At 42.5% G+C, this 25994-nt stretch carries 15 protein-coding genes; 10 read left to right on the plus strand and 5 right to left on the minus strand.

The annotated features are described in order from the left end of the window. Together IH598_01785 and IH598_01790 are read right to left on the minus strand one after the other, a co-directional pair. Positions 1–2997 (minus strand): hypothetical protein (locus IH598_01785; GenBank protein MBE0637234.1); only part of this gene is annotated, 2997 nt, incomplete at its 3' end. A 220-nt stretch (positions 2998–3217) separates the two neighbouring features. After that, positions 3218–3883 carry a response regulator transcription factor gene (locus tag IH598_01790; GenBank protein MBE0637235.1) on the minus strand — a complete coding sequence of 222 codons (666 nt, stop codon included), beginning with the start codon at positions 3881–3883 and terminating at the stop codon, positions 3218–3220. A gap of 1198 nt (positions 3884–5081) precedes the next feature. On the opposite strand from IH598_01790, the gene IH598_01795 reads away from it, so the two are divergent. Both IH598_01795 and IH598_01800 read left to right on the plus strand, forming a co-directional pair. After that, complete coding sequence (locus IH598_01795; protein MBE0637236.1) at positions 5082–8111, plus strand: pyruvate, phosphate dikinase; 3030 nt, start codon at positions 5082–5084, stop codon at positions 8109–8111. Positions 8112–8885: 774 nt separating this feature from the next. Next, positions 8886–11480 (plus strand): T9SS type A sorting domain-containing protein, encoded by a 2595-nt coding sequence (locus IH598_01800; protein ID MBE0637237.1) that lies wholly within the window; start codon positions 8886–8888, stop codon positions 11478–11480. Between the two features lie 127 nt (positions 11481–11607). Here the strand turns inward: IH598_01800 and IH598_01805 are convergent, their stop codons facing one another. After that, the gene (locus tag IH598_01805) at positions 11608–12603 is read right to left on the minus strand and encodes a c-type cytochrome (GenBank protein ID MBE0637238.1); all 996 of its coding nucleotides are present in this window, start codon (positions 12601–12603) and stop codon (positions 11608–11610) included. Between the two features lie 268 nt (positions 12604–12871). On the opposite strand from IH598_01805, the gene IH598_01810 reads away from it, so the two are divergent. The 3 genes from IH598_01810 (at position 12872) to IH598_01820 (ending at position 17035) form a co-directional block, all read left to right on the plus strand. Further along, on the plus strand, positions 12872–14062 hold the full coding sequence (locus tag IH598_01810; GenBank protein ID MBE0637239.1) for an amidohydrolase: 1191 nt from the start codon (positions 12872–12874) through the stop codon (positions 14060–14062). A 136-nt stretch (positions 14063–14198) separates the two neighbouring features. After that, positions 14199–16148, plus strand: a complete 1950-nt coding sequence (locus IH598_01815) for a sulfatase-like hydrolase/transferase (GenBank protein MBE0637240.1) — start codon at positions 14199–14201, stop codon at positions 16146–16148. Beyond that, complete coding sequence (locus IH598_01820; protein ID MBE0637241.1) at positions 16148–17035, plus strand: diacylglycerol kinase family lipid kinase; 888 nt, start codon at positions 16148–16150, stop codon at positions 17033–17035. The genes IH598_01815 and IH598_01820 overlap by 1 nt, the downstream gene beginning before the upstream one ends. 35 nt (positions 17036–17070) lie before the next feature. Here IH598_01820 and IH598_01825 read toward each other — a convergent pair whose 3' ends face one another. Together IH598_01825 and IH598_01830 are read right to left on the minus strand one after the other, a co-directional pair. Next, complete coding sequence (locus tag IH598_01825) at positions 17071–17685, minus strand: HD domain-containing protein (protein MBE0637242.1); 615 nt, start codon at positions 17683–17685, stop codon at positions 17071–17073. A gap of 133 nt (positions 17686–17818) precedes the next feature. Further along, on the minus strand, positions 17819–18817 hold the full coding sequence (locus tag IH598_01830; protein MBE0637243.1) for a hypothetical protein: 999 nt from the start codon (positions 18815–18817) through the stop codon (positions 17819–17821). Positions 18818–18937: 120 nt separating this feature from the next. On the opposite strand from IH598_01830, the gene IH598_01835 reads away from it, so the two are divergent. The 5 genes from IH598_01835 (at position 18938) to ccoN (ending at position 25990) form a co-directional block, all read left to right on the plus strand. Beyond that, complete coding sequence (locus tag IH598_01835; GenBank protein ID MBE0637244.1) at positions 18938–20104, plus strand: galactokinase; 1167 nt, start codon at positions 18938–18940, stop codon at positions 20102–20104. Between the two features lie 20 nt (positions 20105–20124). Continuing rightward, positions 20125–20949, plus strand: a complete 825-nt coding sequence (ppk2, locus tag IH598_01840) for a polyphosphate kinase 2 (GenBank protein MBE0637245.1) — start codon at positions 20125–20127, stop codon at positions 20947–20949. 139 nt (positions 20950–21088) lie between these two features. After that, positions 21089–23485, plus strand: coding sequence for a heavy metal translocating P-type ATPase metal-binding domain-containing protein (locus IH598_01845; GenBank protein MBE0637246.1), 2397 nt, complete (start codon positions 21089–21091; stop codon positions 23483–23485). A gap of 152 nt (positions 23486–23637) precedes the next feature. Next, complete coding sequence (ccoS, locus tag IH598_01850; protein ID MBE0637247.1) at positions 23638–23835, plus strand: cbb3-type cytochrome oxidase assembly protein CcoS; 198 nt, start codon at positions 23638–23640, stop codon at positions 23833–23835. Between the two features lie 7 nt (positions 23836–23842). After that, positions 23843–25990: a cytochrome-c oxidase, cbb3-type subunit I gene (gene ccoN, locus IH598_01855; protein ID MBE0637248.1), complete on the plus strand. Its 2148-nt coding sequence runs from the start codon at positions 23843–23845 to the stop codon at positions 25988–25990. The last annotated feature ends 4 nt before the right edge of the window (positions 25991–25994 follow it).

Consider the following 25994-nt stretch of genomic DNA (forward strand, 5'->3'; position numbering starts at 1 on the left):
TGCGTTCAGTGCATTCTGGTTGTCAAATTCACCGGTTCCAAGCAGGGTGAACCAGAAATAACTTTCAGCGTTTTCGACCGATCCATTAAGTTGGTAGGAACTTCCATCCTGGCAGATGCTTGCGTCATCACCTGCATCCACTGACGGGAGGGCTGTAACAGTGATGCTGAAACTGCAACTCCCGCCGCAGCCATTCATGTCCGAATAATTATAGGTGATGAGGTGAGTTCCAAGCCCGGCTACTTCAGCGTCGAAGATGCCATCAACCACACCATTTCCTGAATACACTCCCCCTTCGGGCAGTGCACCGGTGAGTTGGAATGGATCTGCATTGATACAAACCGGGAAATTTGGCGGGCAGGTCACAACAACTTCAGGATAGAAATAAAGCGTCATACAATCCACCACATCGTCGCTGCATGGAGAAATTGAGGTGGCTTGTAAGCAAAGTTCCACAGAGCCAAGAATGTAGTCTACAGGTCCCGGGGTGTAAACTGCGTTCAGTGCATTCTGGTTGTCAAATTCACCGATTCCAAGCAGGGTGAACCAGAAATAACTTTCAGCGTTTTCGACCGATCCGTTAAGTTGGTAGGAACTTCCATCCTGGCAGATGCTTGCGTCATCACCTGCATCCACTGACGGGAGCGCTGTGACAGTGATGCTGAAACTGCAACTCCCGCCGCAGCCATTTATGTCCGAATAATTATAGGTGATGAGGTGAGTTCCAAGTCCGGCTACTTCAGCGTTGAAGATTCCATCAGCAACACCATTGCCTGAATACACTCCCCCTTCGGGCAGTGCGCCGGTGAGTTGGAATGGATCTGCATTGATACAAACCGGGAAATTTGTCGGGCAGGTCACAACAACTTCAGGATAGAAATAAAGCGTCATACAATCCACCACATCATCGCTGCATGGAGAAACAGAAGTGGCTTGTAAGCACAGTTCCACAGAGCCAAGAATGTAGTCTACAGGTCCCGGGGTATAAACTGCGTTCAGTGCATTCTGGTTGTCAAATTCACCGGTTCCAAGCAGGGTGAACCAGAAATAACTTTCGGCGTTTTCGACCGATCCGTTAAGTTGGTAGGAACTTCCATCCTGGCAGATGCTTGCGTCATCACCTGCATCCACAGATGGGAGCGCTGTGACAGTGATGCTGAAACTGCAACTCCCGCCGCAGCCATTCATGTCCGAATAATTATAGGTGATGAGGTGAGTTCCAAGTCCGGCCATTTCAGCGTTGAAGATTCCATCAGCAACACCATTTCCTGAATACACTCCCCCTTCGGGCAGTGCGCCGGTGAGTTGGAATGGAGAATTATTGATACAAACTTTGAAATCTTCAGGACATGTCACTATAGGCAAAGTGTTCACAACGATGAGTCCGGTGGCTGAATTGGTGCAGTCAAATGAATTGGTGTAAACATACACCACCTCGTAGGTTCCGGCCATAACCGGATCGAACATGGTGGCTTCTACTCCGTCCACAAAGTAAGTCCCGCCTTCAGGCAATCCACCGGAGAGCGTAAAAGCTTCATCACCTTCACAATATTCGGGGAAAGCCTCCAACGTTACAACCGGCAATGCCGAAATAGTTAAAAACATACAGGAAGTGTCATTCAGACAGGGAGCTCCGGTGTATGCGACAAGGCAAAGCTCAACGCCGCCGTTGATAATATCGCCTGATCCTGGTGTATAAATAGGGTTAAGAATAGTTGTACTTGAAAAATTTCCATCCCCTTCGCTTATCCATTTCAATGATTGGTAATTTGAAGCTGAACCACCAAGGGTATATGTTTCATCTTCACAGATAGTTGCGTTACTGCCAGCATTAGCAGTTGCATTCAGACAGTCCGAAATAAAGACATGGCCATTGATTACGTTGTTGAGATAACTTGAACCATTAACACTAAACTGGGTAAAAACCAGTGGGCTTGTACCAAAATTTCCTGCTGTAAATTCTACAGTACCAATTTTTCCGCTACCTGAAAAAGTAAAAAGCGGACTCTTAGCCGTAAAGATAAATTGCACGAGATTGGGTGATAATTGATTAAACTGCCTGTTATACAATCCTGGTGTCAGGACTCCACCGGTAAAATTAAAATTTGTATAGGTGAGTACAGTCGGGTCATAGCTAAAAGTAACAGTAAGACTGGTCACCTGTTGCAATAAATTTGCATTTACGGGAACCGAAACTAAAGTCCCCGGATCGGCAAAAAGTACCGGTAAAACCGCCTGGGGAGGTGCTGCCTGAACTATGGTCAACACCATACAATCGGTATCGTCAATGCAAGGGGCAATACCATAAGCTGTAAGACAGAGATTTACACTACCATTTGCAATATCCTGAGGGCCTGGGGTGTAAAAGGGCTGAAGAATGGCCGGATTATTGAAAAACCCATCACCTTGTGTTTCCCATTGTACTCCTGAGTAATTGGATGCAGATGGCTGTAGCAGGAAAAGTTGTCCGGCTAAAATGGATGCATCCTGCCCGGCATCAGCAAATGCATTTAAACAGTCCGTAATGATTACCTCACCATTGATCGTGTTTGACAAATAAGTGGTTCCATTAACCAGAAACTCTGCAAAGATTAACGGTGAAGTACCAAAAAGACCGGTTTGATAAATAATTGAACCAACAACTCCACTTCCTGTGTACATGAAGAGAGGGCTTTTGGCGGTAAAAACAAATTGAATTTTATTATTTCCAATTTGATTTACCTGCCTGTTGTAAAGCGAACTGGTTAACACCCCTCCACTGAATGAAAAATTAACATAAGTAAGGATGGCTGGATCATAGGTAAAACTGACCGATAAGGTTTGAAGCGCAGCCATGTTATTGACTGTAACCGGCACTACAATCTCGGTATTCGGATCCACCGTGAGCTCTGGAAGAATGGCTGAAGGAGTCAACCTGTTCAAAGATTGTGCATTAAGGTTGTATCCTGATGTGAGGTAAGCACAAACCAATGACATAAACAGTAAAGATCTGATCATGATTTTTATAATTTTAAGTTAATAATTCGGATTTCACATTTAGGGGCAAAAGTAGTTGTAGGATCAATTCATTTCAGTGTAAAAAAACAAAAGTTTTCAACAATGCTACCAATTACTTTACCATCAATCAATTATACTTAAATAATTAATTATCAATTATTTATTTCAATTGATTTTTTAAAAAATGGGAATTGAATTTGCTTTGGTGTAAAAAAAAAGATCAAACTTCAATCAGGTTATTGCGGATGGCAAACTTGACCAGATCAACTGTACTTCGAAGGTTGATCTTCTTCATGATGTTGGTTTTGTGTGACTCCACGGTACGAATCGAGATGTATAGTTTGTCGGCAATTTCCTGGTTAGGCATTCCTTCACAAAATAATTTCAGCACTTCTATCTCCCTGGCTGATAGTTGCGACATATCTTCCTGTGTATTTCCATTTAACCCGGACCGGTTTAAATAACTGTTGAGAATGATGCCTGTGACCGTCTTCCCAAGATATTCATAACCATTGCGAAGCGTGTAAATAGCTTGCACAATTTCGTCGCGGGAAGTTCGGTCGGAGAGTAACCCTTTTGCCCCTGCCTTGATCGACTTTAAAATGAATAACTCATTAAAATACATGGCTATAATCAGAATCGGGATTCTGCCATATGTTTTTCTTATCCGCCGGATGTTTTCGATCTCAAGATCGTTGGGAGAGTATACATTGTAAATTAATACATGAACAAAGGTTGCGGGAAGATGCGTCATTTTTTCCAGAAAAACTTCGACATTGCTCATCGAGTCAATCACTTCAACGTCCTCTGCATCTGAAAGCAGTGATAGAAATGCCGATTTGATCACCGGATGCTCATCAATGACAACAACATTAATCTTGTTCATGCCCTTCTTGTCAGTCTATAGTTTGATAAATTGGCAGCGAAATTACTAAAATTCCGGGCATATAATTTTAACCTGATGAATTTAATCTGTCTTGCAAAGAGTGATTTTACTCTGTTTATCTTTGGCTTAATATGAAGACATTCAAGCAGCGGGTCATAAATTTCTCCGAAGGCAAACATTATGGCTCGAAAACGAACTGAACCAGCTGTTGGTTTCTAATCCAAGGATTAACTTCAGGAAAGATCGCCAATTGATATGAGAAATTTTGATAAGGTTTTAGGAATGAGAAGGGTGAATAAAAAACCAATTTGCGAATTGTTACCAAAATGCGATTTGCAGAAAAATTATTTCCTTTATGGTCATTTTCTCTGATTAAATAACCCATAATTTTATGGAAAAAAAAGTTTTAACTCCGGATGAACTCGAACGACTAAGTTTTGAAAACCGTGAACGGCTAAAGGAACTTGAAACAATAAACAAAACACGCGAAATTCTTAAAGAAGAGGGTATTTCCTGCGAGGAAGCATTGCAGAAAATTGTTGCCATATTGCCAGAAGGCTGGCAATTTCCGGAACACACTGTTGCCCGCATTATTTTTGATGACCACAAATTTCTAAGTCCATACTTCGAGGAGTCAATTTGGGTTCAGAAACAGATTTTTGAAACCCTTGATTATAAGAAAGGTTCAGTGGAGATTTTTTACCTGAAAAAATACCCGGCATCCTATGAAGGACCATTTTTGAAGGAAGAGCGGAATTTGATAAACAACATTGCTGTCCTCATTCAGGGGTACCTCAACAGCATCAAAGGCCGCGAATCGACCTGGCAAACAAGGGAACGCCTCAAAGAATTGGCATGTATCAATCAGACCACAGCCATACTCCGTCAAGGGAAAGATATCGACGAAACCTTACAACAAATTTGCCTGATCCTGCCGCGCGCCTGGCAATACCCGGAATTTGCGGTAGCCAGGATCAGGTGGGGTAACAAACAGTTTATCACCCAGGATTTCAAAGAAACCAACTGGGCAATGAAGCAATCCTTCGAAACGATTGATGCTACCGATGGGGTAATTGAGGTGTACTACACGCAATCATTTCCGAAAATGGACGAAGGGCCTTTTCTAAAGGAGGAAAGACACCTCATCGAAAACCTGGCAGCTATGATTACCGGGCATATCAACAGCGTCAGGGGGAGAATGATCATCGAAAAAACATCTCAAAAAGACAAGTCCTCCAGGCAAAAACCGGAAATCCCAACACCCGGAAGACATCTTTTACAGACATTTCTCAATAAAAATAACTATGCCCGTGATGTTTATCACGACCTAATGATGTTCAAAGTTAAAGAAATCCTGCTTGTAGCCAATCTCTATGATGCATACAGTATCGAAAAGGAAGGCAGGTTTTCAGAACATGTACTCGACGAATACAACCAGCTTAATTTGAGCTCTGTACCACGGATTACAGGAGTTTCGAGCATTGATGAAGTGATGGAAAAGCTCCATGCCAGGCATTTTGATATGGTAATCTTTATGGTGGGAACTGATCCAAAATTCCCCGTACAAACGAGCGATGTGATTAAGAAAGAATTCCCATATATTCCCATTTACCTGTTGCTGAATAATAATCGTGACCTTGAATATTTTGAAAACATCAGGGAGGAAAAAGCCTGTATTGATAAAATCTTTGCATGGAATGGCAATTCAAATATCTTCTTTGCCATGGTAAAGCACCTTGAAGATAAAATTAACCTCGACAATGACACCAGGGTCGGGTTAGTCAGGGTGATCCTGCTTGTAGAAGATGCTCCGAAATATTATTCGCGCTATTTGCCGATACTCTACAATATAGTTATGGCGCAAACCAAGCGGATCATAGATGATGTTTCGACTGACGAGTTATACAAGCTGTTACGGATGCGCGCCAGACCAAAAATCCTCCTGGCTAATTCTTACGAGGAAGCATTGGCCATATTTAATAATTACAAGGATTACCTGCTTTGCCTGATCACTGATGTGAAATTCAGACATGACGGGAAGATGGATGAAGACGCCGGTTTTAAGCTGGCTGGCCTCATCAGGGCGCAGCGAAAGGACTTGCCTATCGTAGTGCAATCCTCAGATGAGGTCAATAGCAACGTAGCTTATAAACTCCAGGCCAGTTTTATCAATAAAAACTCTGAAACACTGGAGCAGGACCTGCGAAGTTTCATCACCCATTTTCTCGGATTTGGGAATTTTATTTACCGGGATATAAAAGGATCGCAAATTGCTGTGGCCAAGTCCCTCAAGGAGTTTGAACGTTACCTTCACACCATACCGGACGAGTCGCTGCTTTACCATGCCAAGCGCGACCACTTCTCGCTATGGCTGATGGCGCGCGGCGAGATACAAACTGCCCGGATCATTAACCCGAGAAAGGTAACTGATTTTAAAAGCCCGGCCGGTTTAAGGGAATATCTCATCAGCGTCATTCAGAAATTCAGAAACGAGCAAAACAAAGGTAAGATCATCCCTTTCGAGAAAAGTGCCATCCTTGACGAAAGTAATGTTGTGTACCTCATGCCCGGATCGTTTGGAGGGAAAGGCAGGGGCCTCGCATTTGTTAATTCGTTGATCTACAATTATGACTTTGAACAACATGTCCCCAACATCAATATAAGAACTCCAAAAACATCAGTCATTGGCACCGAAGAATTTGATTACTTCATGAGTCGCAATAAGCTTTGGGAGAAAATCCGCGATGAAGCAGATGATCTTACGATCAAAAAAATGTTCCTCGAAGGCCACCTGACCGATACGCTGTTGAAAAAGCTGCGTATTGTACTTGAATTGATCACAAAACCAATTGCAATACGTTCTTCAGGGATGTTTGAGGACTCATTGATGCAACCTTTTGCCGGAATTTTTGAAACCTACATTTTACCAAACAATCACCCTCAGATTGATGTGAGGATGAAACAGGCCGCTGATGCCATCAAACTCGTGTTTGCATCGGTATTCACCAAAACAGCACGCGATTATATCAGGGCGGTGAATTACAAGATAGAAGAGGAGAAGATGGCTGTTGTAATACAGGAAGCGGTTGGTAATCAATATGGTGATGTTTTTTATCCTCATATAAGCGGTGTGGCTCAATCCTACAATTTCTATCCATTTTCACACATGAAGCCGGAAGAAGGTTTTGCTGTAATTGCCGTCGGATTGGGAAAACATGTGGTCGAAGGGGAGAAAGCCTATCGTTTTTCGCCGAAATACCCCAACGTAGAGATCAATTCGCCAAAAGATCAGTTTAAAAACTCGCAACTCGACTTTTTTGCGGTTGATTTGAAAAAGAAGGATATTGATCTGCTCGAAGGAGATACTGCCGGATTGATAAAACTGGACATTGACGAAGCTGAACGCCATGGCGCTCTTCGTCATAGTGCTTCGGTTTACAACCCGGAAAACAATACAATTTCGCCGGGGTTAAACCAGTATGGGCCGCGTATCATTAACTTTGCCAATATTCTTAAATACAATTACATACCTTTGGCAAAGACCATCGAAGTGATTCTTGATATTGTCCGGGAGGCTGTAGGATCACCGGTTGAGATTGAGTTTGCTGTAGACTTAAATAAGGACAAGGAATTCAAAGCTTCATTTTATCTTCTGCAAATCAAGCCGCTTTTGGGCGATGCCGGCGATTTCGAAGTGGATATGGATAAAATTGACCAGGAAAAAATCATTTTGTACTCTGATAAAGGAATGGGAAACGGGTTGATTGATCACCTCACCGATGTGATTTATGTTGACCTGGAATCCTTTGATAAATCCAAGACTCCGGAAATGGCCGAGGAAATTGATAAATTGAACAGCCAGATGCTGAAGGAAGGGCGTAATTACATCCTGATCGGTCCCGGACGCTGGGGTACGCGCGACCGGTGGATTGGTATCCCTGTTAACTGGCCACAGATTTCCAGAGCGAAAGTTATTGCAGAAACCAGTCTTGAAGGATTTCCACTCGATGCTTCCTCCGGTTCGCACTTTTTCCATAATGTCACTTCCATGAACGTGGGGTATTTCTCCATCCAACCCGAATACTCGAAAAGCTATATCAATTACGACATGTTCAAAGGGCAGCAGTTGGTACAAAAAACCAAATTTTTCCGGCATGTCCGGTTTGAAAAACCGCTGATGGTGAAAATGGATGGTCGGAAGAGGATTGCTGTGATTACTGCACAATAAGACGGTTCATTCAACCCACTATCTATACTCTTTTACAACTTACAAATTTTCATTAGAATGATTGATAGCATATCATGCCATTGATGGGGTCGAATTTCATTTATGTTATCTCAATTGTTGTTGGATTTCATCTAAAATTAATTCAAAATGTCACCCTTACAGGGTTTTGATGCACTATTGATAAGTTGATGGTTATAATCATACCACCCTTTCAGGGTTGATCTGCGAGAAAACAGTGCTGCTCTACCCTTCAGGCTGTTTCTCCAATATTCAAGATAGCAGAGACGGGATTTTTTTCAATCCCGAAGGGATGAAATGATTCTAACCATTGGATGACTGCTGGATTCGGTAACCCCGAAGGGGTGACATTTTTCAAACCTTGTCAGATTTAACACCCTCAAGATCCTACTTAATCGCTTTATACAACTTACAAATGTTCATTTGAATGATTGACAGCATTTCAGGCCATTGAAAGGGGTTGAATTTCTTTGATTTTATCTCAATTGTTGTTGGATTTACCCCTAAAGCAATTCAAAATGTCACCCTTTCAGGGTTTTGATGAACTATCGATGACCTGATGGTAATAAACATACCACCCTTTCAGGGTTGATCTGCGAGAAAACAATGCTGTCTTTGAATATTGTTAATCATCTAATCCGCATCCCAGTATTATTTAAAAATTCATTAAATTTACACCGAAATTGAAAAGGTTTTTTCTCCTGTCCGAGATTTTAAAGGAAATGACCTTTCAACAATCAAAAAAAAAATTGAGCTATGAAAAAAATTTCCCTCTTTTTGTTGATGCCAATGTTACTGATTATAGCATTGACAGGCTTGCAGGCACAGCAAATTACCAGTGTTCAGCGGGGCGCACCATCCATCGTGATTGACCCCATGGAGGTTACGTTTTTTTGGTCAGGTGGTCAACAGATTCTAACTAAAACGGTTTTGGTTACAAATGAAGGTTCGGAACCTTTAACCTTTGACATTTTTGCTATGCAATTGCCGGGCGCCGGCCCCGATGTGGTTGTTGATCCTGAGTTTGTTGCCGGACAATATGCCCTGCGCGCTGCTCTTCAAAGTGATCCGAATTCCGAACGTGCGCCTGGTTCTTATTTTGGAAATGAGGTAATCAATTCCGATGCTGATTATGATTTACAGTTTGAATATGCCTGCGGCGATGCTTCAGGCGAAGCCGGCATTGAAACCGACGGAAACTTTTTCTATACCACGAAATGGAACGGCAGCGGTTTCTTCAAATACCATATTGACGGAACTTTCCTTGGCGCTTTTCAGGTAGGAACGGTAAACGCTATCCGCGATCTTGCCTACGACGGAACCTATTTTTATGGTGGCGCAGCCGCTACTACTGTTTATATAATGGACTTCAACACTAACACGCTGATTGGTCAGTTCACAGCGCCTGTAGCTGTGCGCGCCATCGCTTATGATTATGGTGAGGAAGGATTCTGGGCTAACAACTGGTCAACCACACTAACCTTATTCAATCAGTCGGGTGTCGTTCTGAACACCATTCCAACCCAGGGCGAAGAGAACTTCTATGGTTTGGCTTTTGATCCGCAGGGACCTTACCTCTGGGGTTACAGCCAGCGTACAGGAACAAGTCAGAACATTCTATACAAGTATGCATTGCCAAGCGGCCAGTTCTTACTTGAATTTGACGTGTTCCCATTATTGTCACTTGTTACAACTGGCGACATAGCCGGAGGTCTGGCTTTTCACATGGGTATCGAATTGGGATTATGCTCTCTGGTGGGGCTTGTACAGAACAAGTGTATCTGGGTGCTTGAAGTTGGAGTATACTCCTATCCTCCAAGTATTGATGTTGGCGTTCAGTCAATCGTTTCTCCGACTTCCGGTGTTAGTCTTGGCAACGAACAGATCGTAATCAAAGTAAGAAATAATTCCTACCCTGCGCAATCTAATATCCCATGGTCAGTAACCTGGTCAGGCCAAGGCAGTGGTTCCATCAGCGGCATTTACACCGATACGCTTGCTCCGTGGACCGAAGTTGAAATCACAGCCGGATCAGTTAACATGTCGGCATACGGTACTTATGTATTTGAAGCTTGCACCAACATGGATGGCGACGAATTTCCACTGAATGACTGCAAAACTAAAGTAATTACCTGCCTCGAACCAGGTCTTTGCGTGGATAATCTTTACACAACCGGTTGTTCACTCGGAGACGGATTGACAAGCTGGAATCTCGGATACATTAACATTGACAACATTCCATGTGCCGGTAATCCACCCTGGTATCAAAACTACATGGATCAGATTCATGAGTTATATGTTGGCGAAACTTATGTGCTTTCAGTAACAGCTGGTTATGCAGACACCTACATCGACGTCTGGATTGATTATGATAATGACCTTGAATTCAACAACAACGAGGAGCTTGTTTTGAACGATGCTGTATGCACTTTTGCCGGGACAGCGTACACTTTTAATATTACAACTTCACCCTATGCCCCTCCCGAAACCTGTGCGATGCGGGTAAGAACAAACTATTGGACTCCGGTTACAGGTCCGTGTGAGACATACACTTATGGCAATTGTATTGATTTCAAAGCCGATTTTGGATGTCATCATAATCATTGGCTTACCGCTGAACCGCCCTATGGCACAATAGCGCCTGGCGCTTCAACAGCAATTGCGGTGACTTTTAATTCTTACTATTATTATGGGGGCGAAGGATTACTTAATTTCAACAGCAATGATCCATTAAATCCACTTGTAGAAGTTCCGGTTTATGTGCTTCCCGATCTTGGTTGTCCTTATCCTTTTCCGGAAAATCTGGACTTATCCATCATTTATGGCGACACAACGTTTGCTACTGTAACCTGGGAATTGAATGCTTTAAAGCAAATCACCCGCTCGACTGATGGCTTGAAGGGCAGGGCAACAACCCGGCATGAGAAGAGCGGCGAATTGCTGGGATTTGATATTATTAGAGATGATACCCTGATCGCCACGCTAATCCAGGAGTTTTCCTACACCGATACTATTTTACCCTACTATCTGGCTTGCTACAAAGTTGCAGCACATTACGACGATTGCACTGTAGTTTCAGAGGAGATGGTATGCATTCCTGTTTCAGTTGCCGAAACTGCAGATGAAACGGAGATCAAGGTCTACCCGAATCCAGCCAGAGACCTGTTACATATCGCTGCCACTGGCATTAAAGAAATTACAATACAAGCGATATTGGGAAAGCTGGTTTACAATCAAATGGCCGATAAGGATAACCTGCAAATCAATACCATAGCTTTCAGTAAAGGAATCTATATCATCACTGTAAGGACTGAACAAACCACCTACACAGAAAAACTGATCATACAATAAAAGCCTGTTCGGATTAGCTTTGCAGCAAATATTTACACAGTATGCAATCAGCATAAACCTGCATCTAATCTTTGTTTAAAGCGACAACTCAAAACCGACGCACATCCAACTGTTAACGCTGGTTGGGTTAAGGCTTTGGTAATTCTTCCCCGGGAGTATAAACGGTTTTCTCAATTTTATGCTCAGCAGGTTCCAACGATTGCAGATAACTATAAAGTGCTTTGAGATCATCGTCATGCATTCTCGAATAGGAACCCCATGGCATTGGGCTGCCTTTGTGAATTCTACCGTGTTTAAAACGGTTAATGAATTGTTCTTCTGTCCAGTTAGTCATTACTCCGGTGGTTGGGTGAGGGGTTAAATTTGGTGACACATAAGCATATCCTTCAGAAAAAGCATTGGGAGGAAATAAAAATCCACCGGCATAATCAGGTCCCTGCTGGTTGCCAAAATCATCCATTTGAATATGACAACCTTTACAGTTACTAATGTCCTGAGCAATGTACCTGCCATATTCCAGCACATCATCAGTAGGTACATTCGTTGGCGGAGCGGTTTTTGGCCCCCTGGGGCTGATCACCCCAAACGCAGATAGTGCCTTTGCAACAAACCCCAAATCACTGCGATCAACCTGGTTGTAAACCGGCTCCTGGCTGCGCAGGAAAGAAATGATGGCAGTAAGGTCTTCATCACTCATTCCCTGGTATTCCATAAATGGGAATAGTGTCGTTCCGTCACTTTTTACCATGTGCCTGATGCTTCTGGTAATCTCAGCATCAGTCAGTTGTCCTATGCCGGTTTCAGGACATGGGGTCAGGTTTGGCGCCCTAAAAACGCCAAAACCTGGAAAGCTTTCTTCCCAACCACCGATGAGTGGCATTTTTAAACCATTGTCCACAGCCAGCATTTTATCAGGTGGAACATGACAGGTGGCGCAATGTGATGGACCGTAAACAAGGTACTCGCCTCGTGCAATCACCGCAGAATCTATGCTCGCCTTGATGTTGGGATAAGGGGCTTCATATTTTTTGTCCCACGAAAGTTGAACAAAGCTGTAGAACCCGGCAACGATCAGAATCAGCACGATAGCGGTCCATTTCAGCAATTTAAGTAGTGTTTTCATGTTGACTGATTTGTTTGAATTGTGGTTTTTAGATTTTGTTTTCGAAAAAAATGACCCATTGTCTCTGCGAAATCTTAGCAAATAATGATGTTCAGATTCTGTAAATAAACTAAGGAGCCATTAATTTCATCACAAAGCTAAACAGTATTAAAATACTAAAATAATATTTTTTAATTATTTAACAAAAATCTAAATGATAAGGACTTAGCTCCATATGTTCAGGCAAGAAATTATTTTGTGTATGTTTGCTCAATAATTTTAACCAATCATGGAAGATATAAAAAGCAGGATTCAGAAACTCAGTACAGACTTTCTGGAGGAGGTGATTTCTTTCAGACGGGAATTGCACCGTTACCCTGAGCTTTCGATGCAGGAATTCAGAACATCGAAGTTTGTGGTAAAACAGTTGGCTTCTTTTGGGATCAGGAATTTTCAGGTTGTGGCCACAACAGGGATCATGGCTTTGATCGAAGGACGAAATCCGGGGAAAAAGACCATTGCCCTGAGGGCGGATATGGATGCATTACCCATACAGGAATTGAATGACGTGGATTACAAATCTCAGCACCCCGGAGTGATGCATGCCTGCGGACATGATGTCCATACGGCTTCTCTGCTGGGAGTGGCAAAGATCCTTCATGAACTCAGCAATCAATTTGAAGGAACGGTTAAGCTTTTCTTTCAGCCATCAGAGGAAAATTACCCTGGTGGCGCTACGATGATGATAGGAGAGGGGGTAATGGAAAATCCACGTCCGGCGCATGTTTTCGGGCAACATGTCTATCCTGAACTTGAAGTTGGAAAAATTGGCATTAAAAGCGGGAAATATATGGCCTCCACCGATGAAATTCATTTGACGGTGAAAGGGAAAGGTGGCCATGCAGCCAATCCATGGAAGAATGTTGACCCCGTGCTGATTGCTGCACACATCATCGTTGCACTCCAACAGATAGTTAGCCGCAATGCCTCCCCTGAAATCCCGACAGTCCTTTCTTTCGGCCGGATTATAGGAAATGGGCAAACCAATATTATTCCTGATGAAGTGACCCTTGCAGGAACCATCAGGACTTTTGATGAGCGCTGGAGAAAGGAAGTCCATCAAAGAATTACACTAATGGCAAGGTCAATCGCTGAAGGCATGGGAGGCAGTTGCGAGGTTCAGGTACATGCTGGTTATCCTTTTGTCTACAATGATCCTGAAATCACTGCAAAAGCATGGGATTGGGCTGTTGACTACCTGGGGCCGGAAAATGTTGTAGAGCTCCCGCTGCGCATGACCGCTGAAGATTTTTCTTATTTTGCCAACGAAGTGCCATCCTGTTTCTATCGCCTTGGAACAGCCAACTTTGAGCAAGGTACAGTCTCCGGACTGCATTCTGCTACATTTAATGTGGACGAAAAATCACTCCAAACCGGCATGGGACTTATGTCTTGGTTCGCAATGAATGCATTGAAATGATTCAATCATAGCATTTTTCCGAAAAACACAATAACCTGATAACCGGACGACCACTTCAACACACTAACACTCAACACAATTACTTTGTCTATTTTTGCCCTCTGGATTAACAACAAATCAGCTTGCATTCAAATTCATGGATGGTATCGAAAAGAGCAAAGGGTACATTAGAGGGAATTATTATACGATTGTCGTTTACCGGCTGTGTATTGCATTCCTGTTCCTGTGGTTGAGCAGGGTAATGTTTTATTTTTTTAATTTGCATTACTTTGAGCACCTTCTCACCAATGATGTGTTAAAACTCTTTTTTTTCGGAATTCGTTTCGACCTTTCCACACTTTTTACCCTCAATACGGTTTTCATCGTCATGATGACCATACCGTTGCCGTTCAGACGTTTAAGGGTCTACCGAACGGTTGCCGATCTGTTTTTTTTTATTCCGAATCTTGCGGGAATTTCGCTTAACCTCGCTGACATCGTTTACTTCCGTTTTACGCAAAAACGAATGACAGGAGACATCTTTGACTTCGTTGTAAATGATGTGCCCATGGACACCCTCCTTCCTCAGTTCATCAGGGATTTTTGGCCCTATTTCCTGATTACACTTTTTTTGGCCATTGTATGTATTGTTTTGGTGAAAATGGTTTCTTTCAGTAAAAGAAGATTTACGGACGGTTTACTCACATATTACCAGATGCAGGTGATTTCTTTCATCCTTTCATTGGCAGTAACAATCATCGGAATCAGAGGTGGGTTTCAGCTTAAACCAATTAAGGTGATTACTGCCGCTAAATATACCCAGTCGCGTAACGTACCCATTCTTCTGAATACTCCGTTTACCATCATAAAGACAATTGACCAGCAATCTGTGAATTTCGTTCAGCATTTTGATGAAAACGAAATTGATGAGATCTATTCCCCGGAGCATAATAGTGATAAATTGCATACGTTGGGAAACGATTCACTCTTTCAACAAAAAAACATCGTCTTGATTATCATGGAAAGCCTTTCGAGTGAGCACATTGGAGCATTCAATCGTCATTTAGAACATTACCAGGGTTTTACACCATTTCTTGATTCACTGATGCAGCATAGTTTGGTTTTTAATGGTTTTGCCAACGCCAAACAATCTATCGAAGGAATACCGGCTATTGTTGCCTCCTTGCCCGGACTAATGGATCGTAGTTTTATCAACTCACCTTATTCGGGAAATGCGATGAACAGCCTGGCCAGTTTACTTGGGGAAAAAGGTTATCATACCTCTTTTTACCACGGAGGAACAAATGGCACGATGGATTTTGACCGGTTTGCAGATCTTGTCGGTTTTGATAATTATTTCGGCAGGGAAGAATACAACAACGATGACGATTTTGATGGCAGGTGGGGAATCTTTGACGAACCATTTTTTCAATATTTCGCACGCCATCTTGCGAAGACCCCACAACCTTTCCTGTCCGTTTTGTTTTCATTGTCTGCTCATCATCCCTACACTATTCCTCAAGAGCATACCGGTAAATTTATGAAAGGAAACCTTGAAATACAGGAGGCCATCATGTACTCCGATTTTGCCTTAAGGCGCTTTTTTAAAACCGCTTCAAAAATGCCCTGGTTCAAAAATACATTATTTGTGATCACAGCCGATCACACCTCTGAAGCTGACCTGCCGGAATATAAAACGCGTTTCGGTATGTTCAGGATTCCAATTCTCTTTTTTGACCCAAATAAAAACCTTCCTGCAACAATCAACAAAGTAACCAGCCAGGTGGACATTATGCCCTCGTTATTGAGTTTGCTTAATTTTGATGCCCCTTTCATTTCTTTTGGCCAAAACCTTTTCGACGAAAGTCAACAATCATTTGCAGTGACTCATTTGAATGGTATTTACCAGATCATTCAGGAAGATTATGTACTTGAGTTTGATGGAGTAGAAAGCCTGGCACTTTACAATGTAAACGAGGATATTTTTATGAAAAATAACCTGCTTTTCACCGAATCAGAAAAGGTGAATACTATGGAACGCCTGCTAAAAGCGTACATTCAGCAATATTATACCCGGTTGAAGTTAAACAGGATGACTGCAGAATAATGGAACAAGTTGTCAATAAAATCCCTATCCTCTTCATTGTCAATCCCTTTTCGGGTGTTGGGCGAAAGAAACAGATCGAATATCAATTAGAGAAAAAGCTCGATTTACAAAAATTCGATTATCGCGTGAGCTACACTGAATATCCTTTGCATGCCACAAAATTAAGCGAAGAAGCTGTAAAAACCGGAGTAAAAGTTATTGTTGCCGTGGGAGGCGATGGGACAGTGAACGAAACAGCCCGACCGATGATCGGAACAGAGGTTACACTCGGGATAATCCCTTCAGGTTCAGGTAACGGATTGGCCAGACATCTGCAAATACCAGGCGACCTCGACAGAGCCATCAGAATTATAAACCTTTGCCAAACACGAAAGATTGACACAGTTGAAATCAATGACCAGGTATTTTTAAGCATTGCCGGAGTGGGGTTCGATGCCCATGTGGCGGCAAAATTTGCACAGCAGTCACAACGTGGATTTTTTGGCTATGCAAAAGTGGCTCTCCGTGAATACTTCCGGTATCGACCAAAAAAGTTTAAACTTATCATTGATGGTAAAAGGTACTACCGGGAGGCACTTTTTATCAGTTTTGCCAACTCTGACCAGTTTGGTTACAACACTTCCATTTCACCTAATGCAAGCATCGATGATGGAATGATTGATGTTTGTATTGCAAAAAAAACAGCTTTGTGGAAAACAATACTTTGGGCGCCATTTCTGGTTGCACGCAAAATCCATAGAACACCTTACGTGGAGATAATTCGAGCCCGCGAGCTGGACATTCGCCAGAAGAAGAAAACCATCAACCTTGACGGCGAACCCGTGAAGGTTGGAAAAAGGCTCCATATTCACGTGATTCCGGCTTCGCTGAACGTGATAGTGCCCTGATCAATTAATTTTCGGTGGTTAAGCTGCAGCCTGAATCATACCTCCGGACTTCTTTTACCGAACTCTATATCAACATCTTCCTCCACCCAATCGTAAACATAATAGATCCCAAACATCCCGATAAATTCATCAAAGCGCCTGATCTTATCCTCACCATACCGGATGAGGTTTTGGTAAATCCTCTTCAGTTTTTTCGGATGGGTCAGGTTTTTTCCTGATTTCGAAAAAAACTTGTCGGCGTAGCAGAGGATTTTTTCCTCGATGGTTACCGGCATCATCTCACGATTTGGAATCGGCAGGGTGTGTTTAATGATCTCTTCTACAGTAATTCCGGTTCCTGTGTGTCTTTCGCAGAAAGGAGCTATGTCGTGTAATCCTTCTGCTTCTAAGATCTCCCGGCCTAAATAGCCATGACAGATGTAGGGAAATTCACCAAAACAGCCAAGATCGGGAGCGTTGGTTTTCACAATACCGATGTCGTGAAGCATCGCAGCCTGTTCGAGAAGTTTGGTGTTCACATTAAACTGAGGATTCTTTTGTGCAATTTTGAGCGAAAGTTCTTTTACTGCACTTGAATGAAGGGTAACTACATAGAGTGCTTCACTTCCGGGTTTGAAATACTTCTCAAGTAATTGGATAGGTTTAATCATAGGAGGTGATTTTTGTGGTAAGATAGTGAACGTATCGAATTTGATGAGCGGGATAAATTATCTTTCATCCGTTAGATCATGTCTGAATATTCATTCAAAGAAAAAAATCCAAAGTTCATGCTAACCATTGTTTTTACATTTCTCCAAATAAACTGAAGATCATACGTATGTAAGTGTAGTAGCTCATACCAAAGTCTTCGTAGCCTGTAAGGTTGATCTTTTTCCAGTAAAGCTGGACACCGGGATCGATAGAAATGCTTTCTGTCAGAATAAACTTCAATCCGCCGTTAAAGAATATCCCATAACCCATTCCACCCTGGTAAACCGAATATTCTGTCTGGTTTGAGTTGGGTACATAATTCTGATTAAGATAGTTATTTACGATGCTGTACTCTTTATTCCCAATCTGAATTCTGTTTTCGAGCACTTCGGTACTGTTGAAGTGAAAGCCGGTTTCTATAAAGACACTGGTCATCTGGCCGGTTCTGTAAAATTTGCTGATGCCGAGGTCAATATTAATCCTCTCTTCTTCGCCCCTGATATAGGCCTGACGGAGTGCCGGTTCGGAAAAACCGGTGATTGAATCAATTACCAATTGAAATGCTCCACTGGTTTTGAGTTTCACATAATTTGACTGGATAAAAATTCCTGTGGTATTGTTGAAATTGTATTTCACATAAAAGCCGGGCGATATGGCAGCGTCATATTTCATACTCTCGGGATAATAAATCCACCATTGAGCAGTATCCCCTGAAGGTACATTGTAGATTGCTCTCCACTGGTCGTAAGCGCCATTCCATGAAGGAGGAACCTCGTCAAAGCCTTTGATGATGTCGCGGCTGTTGAGCTCCTGCCTGATTTCCTGGTACCAGTAATAGTTATTGAGAACCCAGGCAATATTGTTTTCATTTTGTGGCAGCCCGCTGTAAAACTGGGCTGAGCCTTTATTGGCAAAGTACATCCCCATATTGATACCAAAACGCCAACCGGTAAGATTGTACTCACTCCAGTTTTTTTCATCCTCAGTAAATTTTGGTTCCCTAACCTGGGCATTCAATGTTGATGTCGCTAAAATAAGCATGATCGCAAGAAAAGCCTTTAGCACATGCAGATCAAATTTGGGAGTTATCATCTTTTAAAGTTAATTTATGAAATCACTGACAAAAATAATCAAAACCGTTTGCAAAAAATGAAAAGAACCTGTTTGTAAAAAATAAATTAGTTTAGTGCTTTCAAAACTATGATCGACCTGATGAATTTAAATCAATTGAAAAGTGCCTTTCACGATCGCTATCCGGGTGGTGTAGATCAATTACTTATCGCATTTGCTCCCGGCAGGGTTAATTTGATTGGCGAACACACCGATTATAACGGAGGTTTTGTGTTACCGTGTGCCATCTCTTTTGGTACGTGGCTTTTGATGAGAAAGAACAATGACAATCTGCTCAGGTTGGCCTCTGGAAATTTTGACTTATCTGCCGAAATTCCTATAGAAAAAGTGAACCAAAAAAATGAAGTTAGCTGGGTAAATTATCCTTTGGGCGTCATCAATGAGCTGATAGAGTTAGGTTTAAATCTATCCGGCCTTGATTTGTTTTTTTATGGCAACATTCCTTCTGGAGCTGGATTATCATCATCAGCATCAATCGAAGTAGTAACAGCAGCTGCCTTAAATCAGCTTTATGGCCTGAATCTCAATTTGGTTGATCTGGTCGTCCTGTCGCAGCGGGCTGAAAACCGGTTTGTTGGGGTTAATTGTGGTATCATGGATCAATTTGCTGTGGGTTTGAGTAAGAAAGGTCATGCCTTATTCCTAAATTGTCATTCACTTAATTATGAATTACCCCCTCTAAATCTTGGTACTTACCGCATTGCTATAGCAAATACAGGTAAAAAGCGTCAGCTGGCTGAATCAAAATATAATGAGCGGGTTTCGGAGTGTGACAAAGCTGTTGAATATATTTCCAAGGTCAAGCCAATTGGTTCACTTGGGGAGTTAAGTTACCAGGAGTTTGTTGACCTGAGCCATATTATTCCAGATATCATTATTCGTAAAAGAGCCAAGTATGTGGTATCGGAAAACCAGCGTGTGATGGATGCTGTGAATGCCCTTGCAAAAGGAAACCTTCGCCTCTTTGGCAGCCTGATGAACGCTTCGCATAACTCACTCCGCTTTGACTATGAAGTGACAGGTGAAGAACTGGATGTCATCGTTGAAGAAGCGCGAAATGTTGAGGGGGTTTTGGGTGCTCGTATGACCGGCGCCGGATTTGGCGGATGTTCAGTCAATATTGTAGCCGGAAGTCAATTAGAAAATTTTATCAGCCAGGTTGGAGAGAATTACTTTAAAAAAACCGAACTTCACGCGGAGTTTTACATTTCGGAAACAGGTGACGGGGTTAAAATTGTTGAATATTAATCATTTCACATAAAAAACCAATGGGAAAATCAGACAAAAACAGCAAAGAAAAAGAAGAAGAAAAACCAAAGAAGCTTTCGACCGAATTTTACGAAAAAGAGCTGGGTAAACTGCAGATCGAACTGGTAAAACTGCAGGAATGGGTTAAGCTGAAAGGGCTGAAGGTAGTAGTGGTCTTCGAAGGGCGCGATGCTGCAGGAAAAGGGGGAACAATTAAAAGAATTATACAAAGCCTAAACCCCAGGATTTGTCGTGTGGCTGCTCTTGGTACGCCTACCGAACGGGAAAAAACACAATGGTATTTTCAGCGCTACGTGCCCCACCTGCCATCTGGTGGTGAAATCGTCCTGTTTGACCGGAGCTGGTACAATCGTGCTGGTGTGGAGCGTGTAATGGGATACTGCTCTGACGATGAATATTGGGAATTTCTTCGTTCGTGTCCAAACTTCGAGCGAATGTTGATCCGTTCCGGGATCATTCTTATAAAATACTGGTTCTCAGTAAGCATTGAAGAACAGGAAAGACGGTTTCAGGCACGGATATTAGATCCTACAAAACGATGGAAACTCAGCCCCATGGATTTGAAATCGAGGGAATTATGGGTTGAGTATTCAAAGGCTAAAGACGAAATGTTTGCTTACACCGACACCAAGGTATCGCCGTGGTATGTTGTTCCGTCCGATGACAAAAAACGCGCACGGCTCAATTGTATTCATCACCTGCTGCGTATGGTTCCTTACGAAGACCTGACGCCTGGAGAGTTTGAACTTCCTGAACGTCCAAACGGAAAAGGGTATGTCAGACCACCCTTCGATGAGCAGACCTTTGTTCCGGATGTTTATTAGCCGATTTGTTATTTTAATTCAATTTTCACATTTACTTGAATACTTTTCTGACTTGTATTTCCAGAAATTGAATTCAGTCAATTCCTGATTTCTGATCCCAAAACGGCACATTCAATTTGAAATAGAGCAACCCGTAAAAATGAATCAAAATGCATGTATACACTGTGGCGCCGATTGCGGAAATAGCCCTGTGGTATGGAACGAAAAAATGTTCTGCTGCCATGGCTGTAAGGCAGTTTACGAAATCCTTCACGAAAAAGAACTTGGCCAGTATTACGAAATCCAACCCATGTCTGGAATCCGGATCGAGACCCCACAGCAGCTAAAAAAATTTGAATTTCTTGATAACCCTGAGATAGCGGCAAAACTTCCGGATTTTATGGATGGAAATGCGACCAGGGTTACTTTTTTTATCCCGACAATCCATTGTGCCTCCTGCATCTGGCTGCTTGAGCATTTGAACACCCTTCACCCGGGCATTTCCTTTTCTGATGTGAATTTCCCGAAAAAAGAGGTTCATATCTCCTTCAAAAACGATCAGATCACTTTGAGGCAGTTGGCTGAGCTTCTGGCGGCCATTCACTATGTACCCGAAATCACCCTGGATCGTCTGGAACCAGGAAAAAAACCAAAAATAGACCGTAGCCTGCTGATCAGGATTGGGATCGCTTCGTTCAGTTTCCTGAATATTATGATGTACAGTTTTCCTGAGTATCTGCCGGGTGGCGATTTGCTTGAACAGGAGTTTAAACATATTTTTGGATGGCTCAGCTTTTTACTGATCCTCCCTGTGGTTTTTTACAGTGCCAGCGATTATTACCTATCAGCCTGGAAAGGGCTCAGGCACAAAATTATCAGCATCGACCTTCCGATAAGTTTGGGTATTATCGCTTTGTTTTTGCAAAGCAGCTGGGAAGTATTTAACGGAAATGGAATCGGGTACATGGATTCATTGGCCGGTCTGATCTTTTTCCTGTTAATTGGAAAATGGTACCAGGGAAAAACCTACCAGGCGCTTTCATTCGAGCGGGATTATAAGTCGTATTTTCCGGTTGCAGTAACCCAAATCATTGTTGGAAAAGAAACAATAACACCCATCAAAGACCTTAGAAAAGGAGACCGGATTTTAATTCGCAATCAGGAATTGATCCCGGCAGATGCACGCATAATCAAAGGTAAAGGCAATATTGACTACTCGTTCGTCACCGGTGAAGCGCTGCCGGTTCCAAAATCTGAAGGCGATTTTATTTATGCCGGAGGCCGCCAGATCGGCAGTTCGTTTGAGCTGATCGTAGAAAAGGAAGTGGAACAAAGTTACCTGACCCGGCTCTGGGATCAAAAAAGTACGAAAGATGAGGCTTCATCACTCAGAAACCATGTGAACAACATTAGTCACTATTTCACGATCGTAATTCTAATCATAGCTTTCACCTCGTTCTTTTACTGGTTAGGTGAAGGCATTTCGGTTGCAGTGTATGTATTCAGTTCTGTGCTAATCATCGCATGTCCCTGTGCACTGGCACTCACTGTACCTTTCACTTTTGGAAGCACTATGCGGGTTTTCGGTCGCAGAGGTTTTTATCTCAAAAAGACTGATGTTGTCGAACAGCTTTATCGCACCGATACCATTGTTTTTGATAAAACCGGCACCATAACAATCAACCGGGAAGTTGATGTTGAATTTTATGGGGAACTGATTACCAGTGAAGAAAAAAGTATGATTCGATCCCTGGTCAGGCATTCATCACATCCATTAAGTAAAACCGTTTATGACCATTTAAACTTGTTTGATACTTCCGAACCACAGACTTTTGAGGAAATTCCCGGGATGGGAATAACGGGTAGTATCCATGGAATAAGGCTGAACATTGGTTCCCGGCAATTTGTAGCCGGAACATCTGATCACTCAGAGATTAAAGAAAGCCGTGTTTATGTGAGTTTCAATAATGAACTTAAAGGTTATTTTGCCATTGGAAATGCTTACAGAAAAGGGTTGCAGGAAGTGATGACACAATTGGGCGGCAGGTATGATCTCCATTTGATTTCCGGTGATAATGAAGCGGAACGAGAAAAACTCGCTGTGATCTTTGGTAAGGATGCAACATTACTTTTTAACCAAAGTCCCGCAGATAAAAAGGAATATATTCAAAAATTGAAAAAGCAGGGTAAAAAAGTTTTGATGGTCGGAGACGGGCTAAATGATGCCGGCGCCCTCCTCGAAAGCGATACTGGTGTGACAATCGCTGATGATGTTTTCAGTTTTTCGCCTGCTTGTGATGCCATTATGACTTCCTCCAGATTTGAAATAATTGATCGTTTTATTGCTTTTACAAGGTCAAGTTTTCATGTGATCAGGGTGAGTTTTCTGATTTCACTGATTTATAATGTTATTGGGCTTTCATTTGCAGTCGCGGCTTTGCTTTCGCCTCTTGTTGCTGCCATTCTTATGCCCGCTAGTTCTATCTCTGTAGTCGCATTTGCAACACTTTCCATCAATCTGATTGCAAAATATAAACTCCCTGTTTCGGAGCGATGATTTTTTAAAATTTCAGAAAATTTTTTTAATCTTCATTCATAATCAGCGCGTTTCTATTTAGATGAATTTTAAATTAACTGATCGATGATGAAATATTATTTCATTTCATACTTTTGTCTCAGTTTTTCTCAAATAAGAACTGTTTTATTGAAATGTCAGCAATCATCTTCCTCATCATCATTGGAATAATAGTCGCAGCGGGATTTCTTGCAGCCTTTATCTGGGCAGTCAGAAGTGGGCAATATGATGATGATTATTCACCGTCGGTAAGGATGCTTTTTGACAACAAAACAAAGGTTGGTGAGGAACAAACAAAAGAGAAACAGAACAACAACATTGATAATCAATAATACGACTATGGATCTACAGAAGTTTACTTACGACAACAAGATCTCGCGTTTATTTATGAATGCAACAATACTTTGGGGTATTGTGGGTATGCTTGTTGGGTTGATCATCGCATTCGAACTTTTTTTGCCAAATCTGAGCCAGGGTATTCCCTGGTTATCATTCGGAAGGCTGCGACCTTTACATACAAATGCTGTAATTTTTGCTTTTGTTGGTAATGGTATGTTTACAGGGATTTACTATTCGACTCCCCGCCTTTTAAAAACTCCCATGTACAGTGAGCTATTGGGTAAGATTCATTTTTGGGGATGGCAGTTGATTATCGTTGCCGCAGCCATCACATTACCTTTGGGATATACGGTTGGTAAAGAGTATGCCGAGTTGGAATGGCCGATTGATATTGCAATAGCCCTTGTTTGGGTAGTTTTTGGGATTAACCTGATTATGACCACGGTTAAGCGGAGAGTAAAACATATTTATGTAGCCATTTGGTTTTATATTGCCACTTTTGTTACTGTTGCCGTGCTTCACATTGTCAACTCGGTCGCTATACCGGTTTCCCTTTTTAAAAGCTATCCGGTGTATGCAGGTATTCAGGATGCTTTGGTGCAGTGGTGGTATGGGCATAATGCGGTGGCTTTTTTCCTTACGACGCCATACCTTGGCCTGATGTACTATTTTGTGCCGAAGGCAGCCAACCGTCCGATTTATTCCTATAAGCTTTCCATTATCCACTTTTGGGCACTCATTTTCCTTTATATCTGGGCAGGTCCGCACCATTTGCTTTATTCCGCCTTACCCGACTGGGCTCAGGCACTCGGAGTGGTGTTCTCGGTCATGCTTATTGCACCATCATGGGGAGGCATGCTGAATGGATTATTGACTCTCAGAGGAGCCTGGGATAAGGTACGTGAGAGCCCCGTGTTAAAAATGTTCGTGGTTGGTGTTACAGCTTATGGTATGTCAACTTTCGAGGGTCCGATGTTATCGCTTAAAACCGTTAACGCCCTTACCCATTTTACCGATTGGACCATAGCCCACGTGCATATAGGCGCCCTGGGTTGGAACGGCATGCTTACTTTTGGTATGCTTTACTGGTTGCTGCCTAAATTGTATAATACCAAGCTGCACAGTGTTAAAATGGCCAATGCTCATTTTTGGCTGGCAACCACAGGGATGCTTTTCTTTGCTATCCCGCTCTATTTTGCCGGGGTAACGCAAAGTTTGATGTGGAAGCAATTCACTGCTGAAGGTTACCTCACCTATCCCAATTTTATCGAAACGGTTGTTCAAATTTTGCCCATGTATCATTTCCGCGCTTTTGGCGGAATCCTTTACATAACGGGAGTGATTCTGATGATTATCAACCTGGTAAAAACTGCAGGCCATGGAAATTTCAAACCTGTTGAACATGATGAGGCCCCATCACTGCATACTCACGATCTTAAAAAAGACAAAGGACACCGTGTTATTGAAGGCAAACCTGTAATATTCACTATTTTAGCCACAGTAGCCATTTTGATTGGCGGAATTGTGGAATTTGTACCCATGTTTATGGTTCAATCCAATGTTCCGACAATTGCAAATGTTCAGCCCTACACACCTCTCGAATTGCAAGGACGCGATATTTATGTCAGGGAAGGATGTTACAATTGCCACAGCCAGATGATACGACCGTTCCGTTCTGAGGTTGAACGGTATGGCGAGTACACTAAAGCGGGTGAAACAGTGTATGATCATCCCTTCCAGTTTGGGTCAAAACGGACAGGGCCGGATTTGGCGAGGGAGGGCGTCAAAGGTGGTGCGATTTACAAACCGGATTCATGGCATTTCAATCACTTCCTGGAACCACAGAAACTGGTTGCTCAATCCATTATGCCACCTTATCCCTGGCTCATTTCACGTGACCTGGATATCAGTACTACTCCAAAGAAAATAAAAGTGATGCAAACATTTGGAGTCCCTTACCCGGATGGCTATGCTGAAAAAGCAAACGATGACCTGATGAAACAGGCTGGTCAAATAGCCCAGGGGTTGCGCGATGGAGGCATTGAGGTGGCGGATAATAAAGAAGTGATTGCCCTGATTGCGTACATTCAGCGATTGGGAACGGATATTAAAAAAACAGAACCTGCTGCTAAACCCCGCAAACGTTAATATT

It is taken from the genome of Bacteroidales bacterium, from assembly GCA_014860585.1.
Taxonomy (GTDB): domain Bacteria; phylum Bacteroidota; class Bacteroidia; order Bacteroidales; family 4484-276; genus RZYY01.

Bases quoted from the DNA above. Each gene is read 5' to 3' on its own strand.
- IH598_01810 (MBE0637239.1), top strand. From the start codon at position 12,872: ATGGAAGATATAAAAAGCAGGATTCAGAAACTCAGTACAGACTTTCTG.
- IH598_01835 (MBE0637244.1), top strand. From the start codon at position 18,938: ATGAATTTAAATCAATTGAAAAGTGCCTTTCACGATCGCTATCCGGGT.
- IH598_01820 (MBE0637241.1), top strand. From the start codon at position 16,148: ATGGAACAAGTTGTCAATAAAATCCCTATCCTCTTCATTGTCAATCCC.
- IH598_01795 (MBE0637236.1), top strand. From the start codon at position 5,082: ATGATCATCGAAAAAACATCTCAAAAAGACAAGTCCTCCAGGCAAAAA.
- ppk2 (MBE0637245.1), top strand. From the start codon at position 20,125: ATGGGAAAATCAGACAAAAACAGCAAAGAAAAAGAAGAAGAAAAACCA.
- IH598_01790 (MBE0637235.1), bottom strand. From the start codon at position 3,883: ATGAACAAGATTAATGTTGTTGTCATTGATGAGCATCCGGTGATCAAA.
- ccoS (MBE0637247.1), top strand. From the start codon at position 23,638: ATGTCAGCAATCATCTTCCTCATCATCATTGGAATAATAGTCGCAGCG.
- IH598_01800 (MBE0637237.1), top strand. From the start codon at position 8,886: ATGAAAAAAATTTCCCTCTTTTTGTTGATGCCAATGTTACTGATTATA.
- IH598_01805 (MBE0637238.1), bottom strand. From the start codon at position 12,603: ATGAAAACACTACTTAAATTGCTGAAATGGACCGCTATCGTGCTGATT.
- IH598_01815 (MBE0637240.1), top strand. From the start codon at position 14,199: ATGGATGGTATCGAAAAGAGCAAAGGGTACATTAGAGGGAATTATTAT.
- IH598_01830 (MBE0637243.1), bottom strand. From the start codon at position 18,817: ATGATAACTCCCAAATTTGATCTGCATGTGCTAAAGGCTTTTCTTGCG.
- IH598_01825 (MBE0637242.1), bottom strand. From the start codon at position 17,685: ATGATTAAACCTATCCAATTACTTGAGAAGTATTTCAAACCCGGAAGT.
- ccoN (MBE0637248.1), top strand. From the start codon at position 23,843: ATGGATCTACAGAAGTTTACTTACGACAACAAGATCTCGCGTTTATTT.
- IH598_01845 (MBE0637246.1), top strand. From the start codon at position 21,089: ATGAATCAAAATGCATGTATACACTGTGGCGCCGATTGCGGAAATAGC.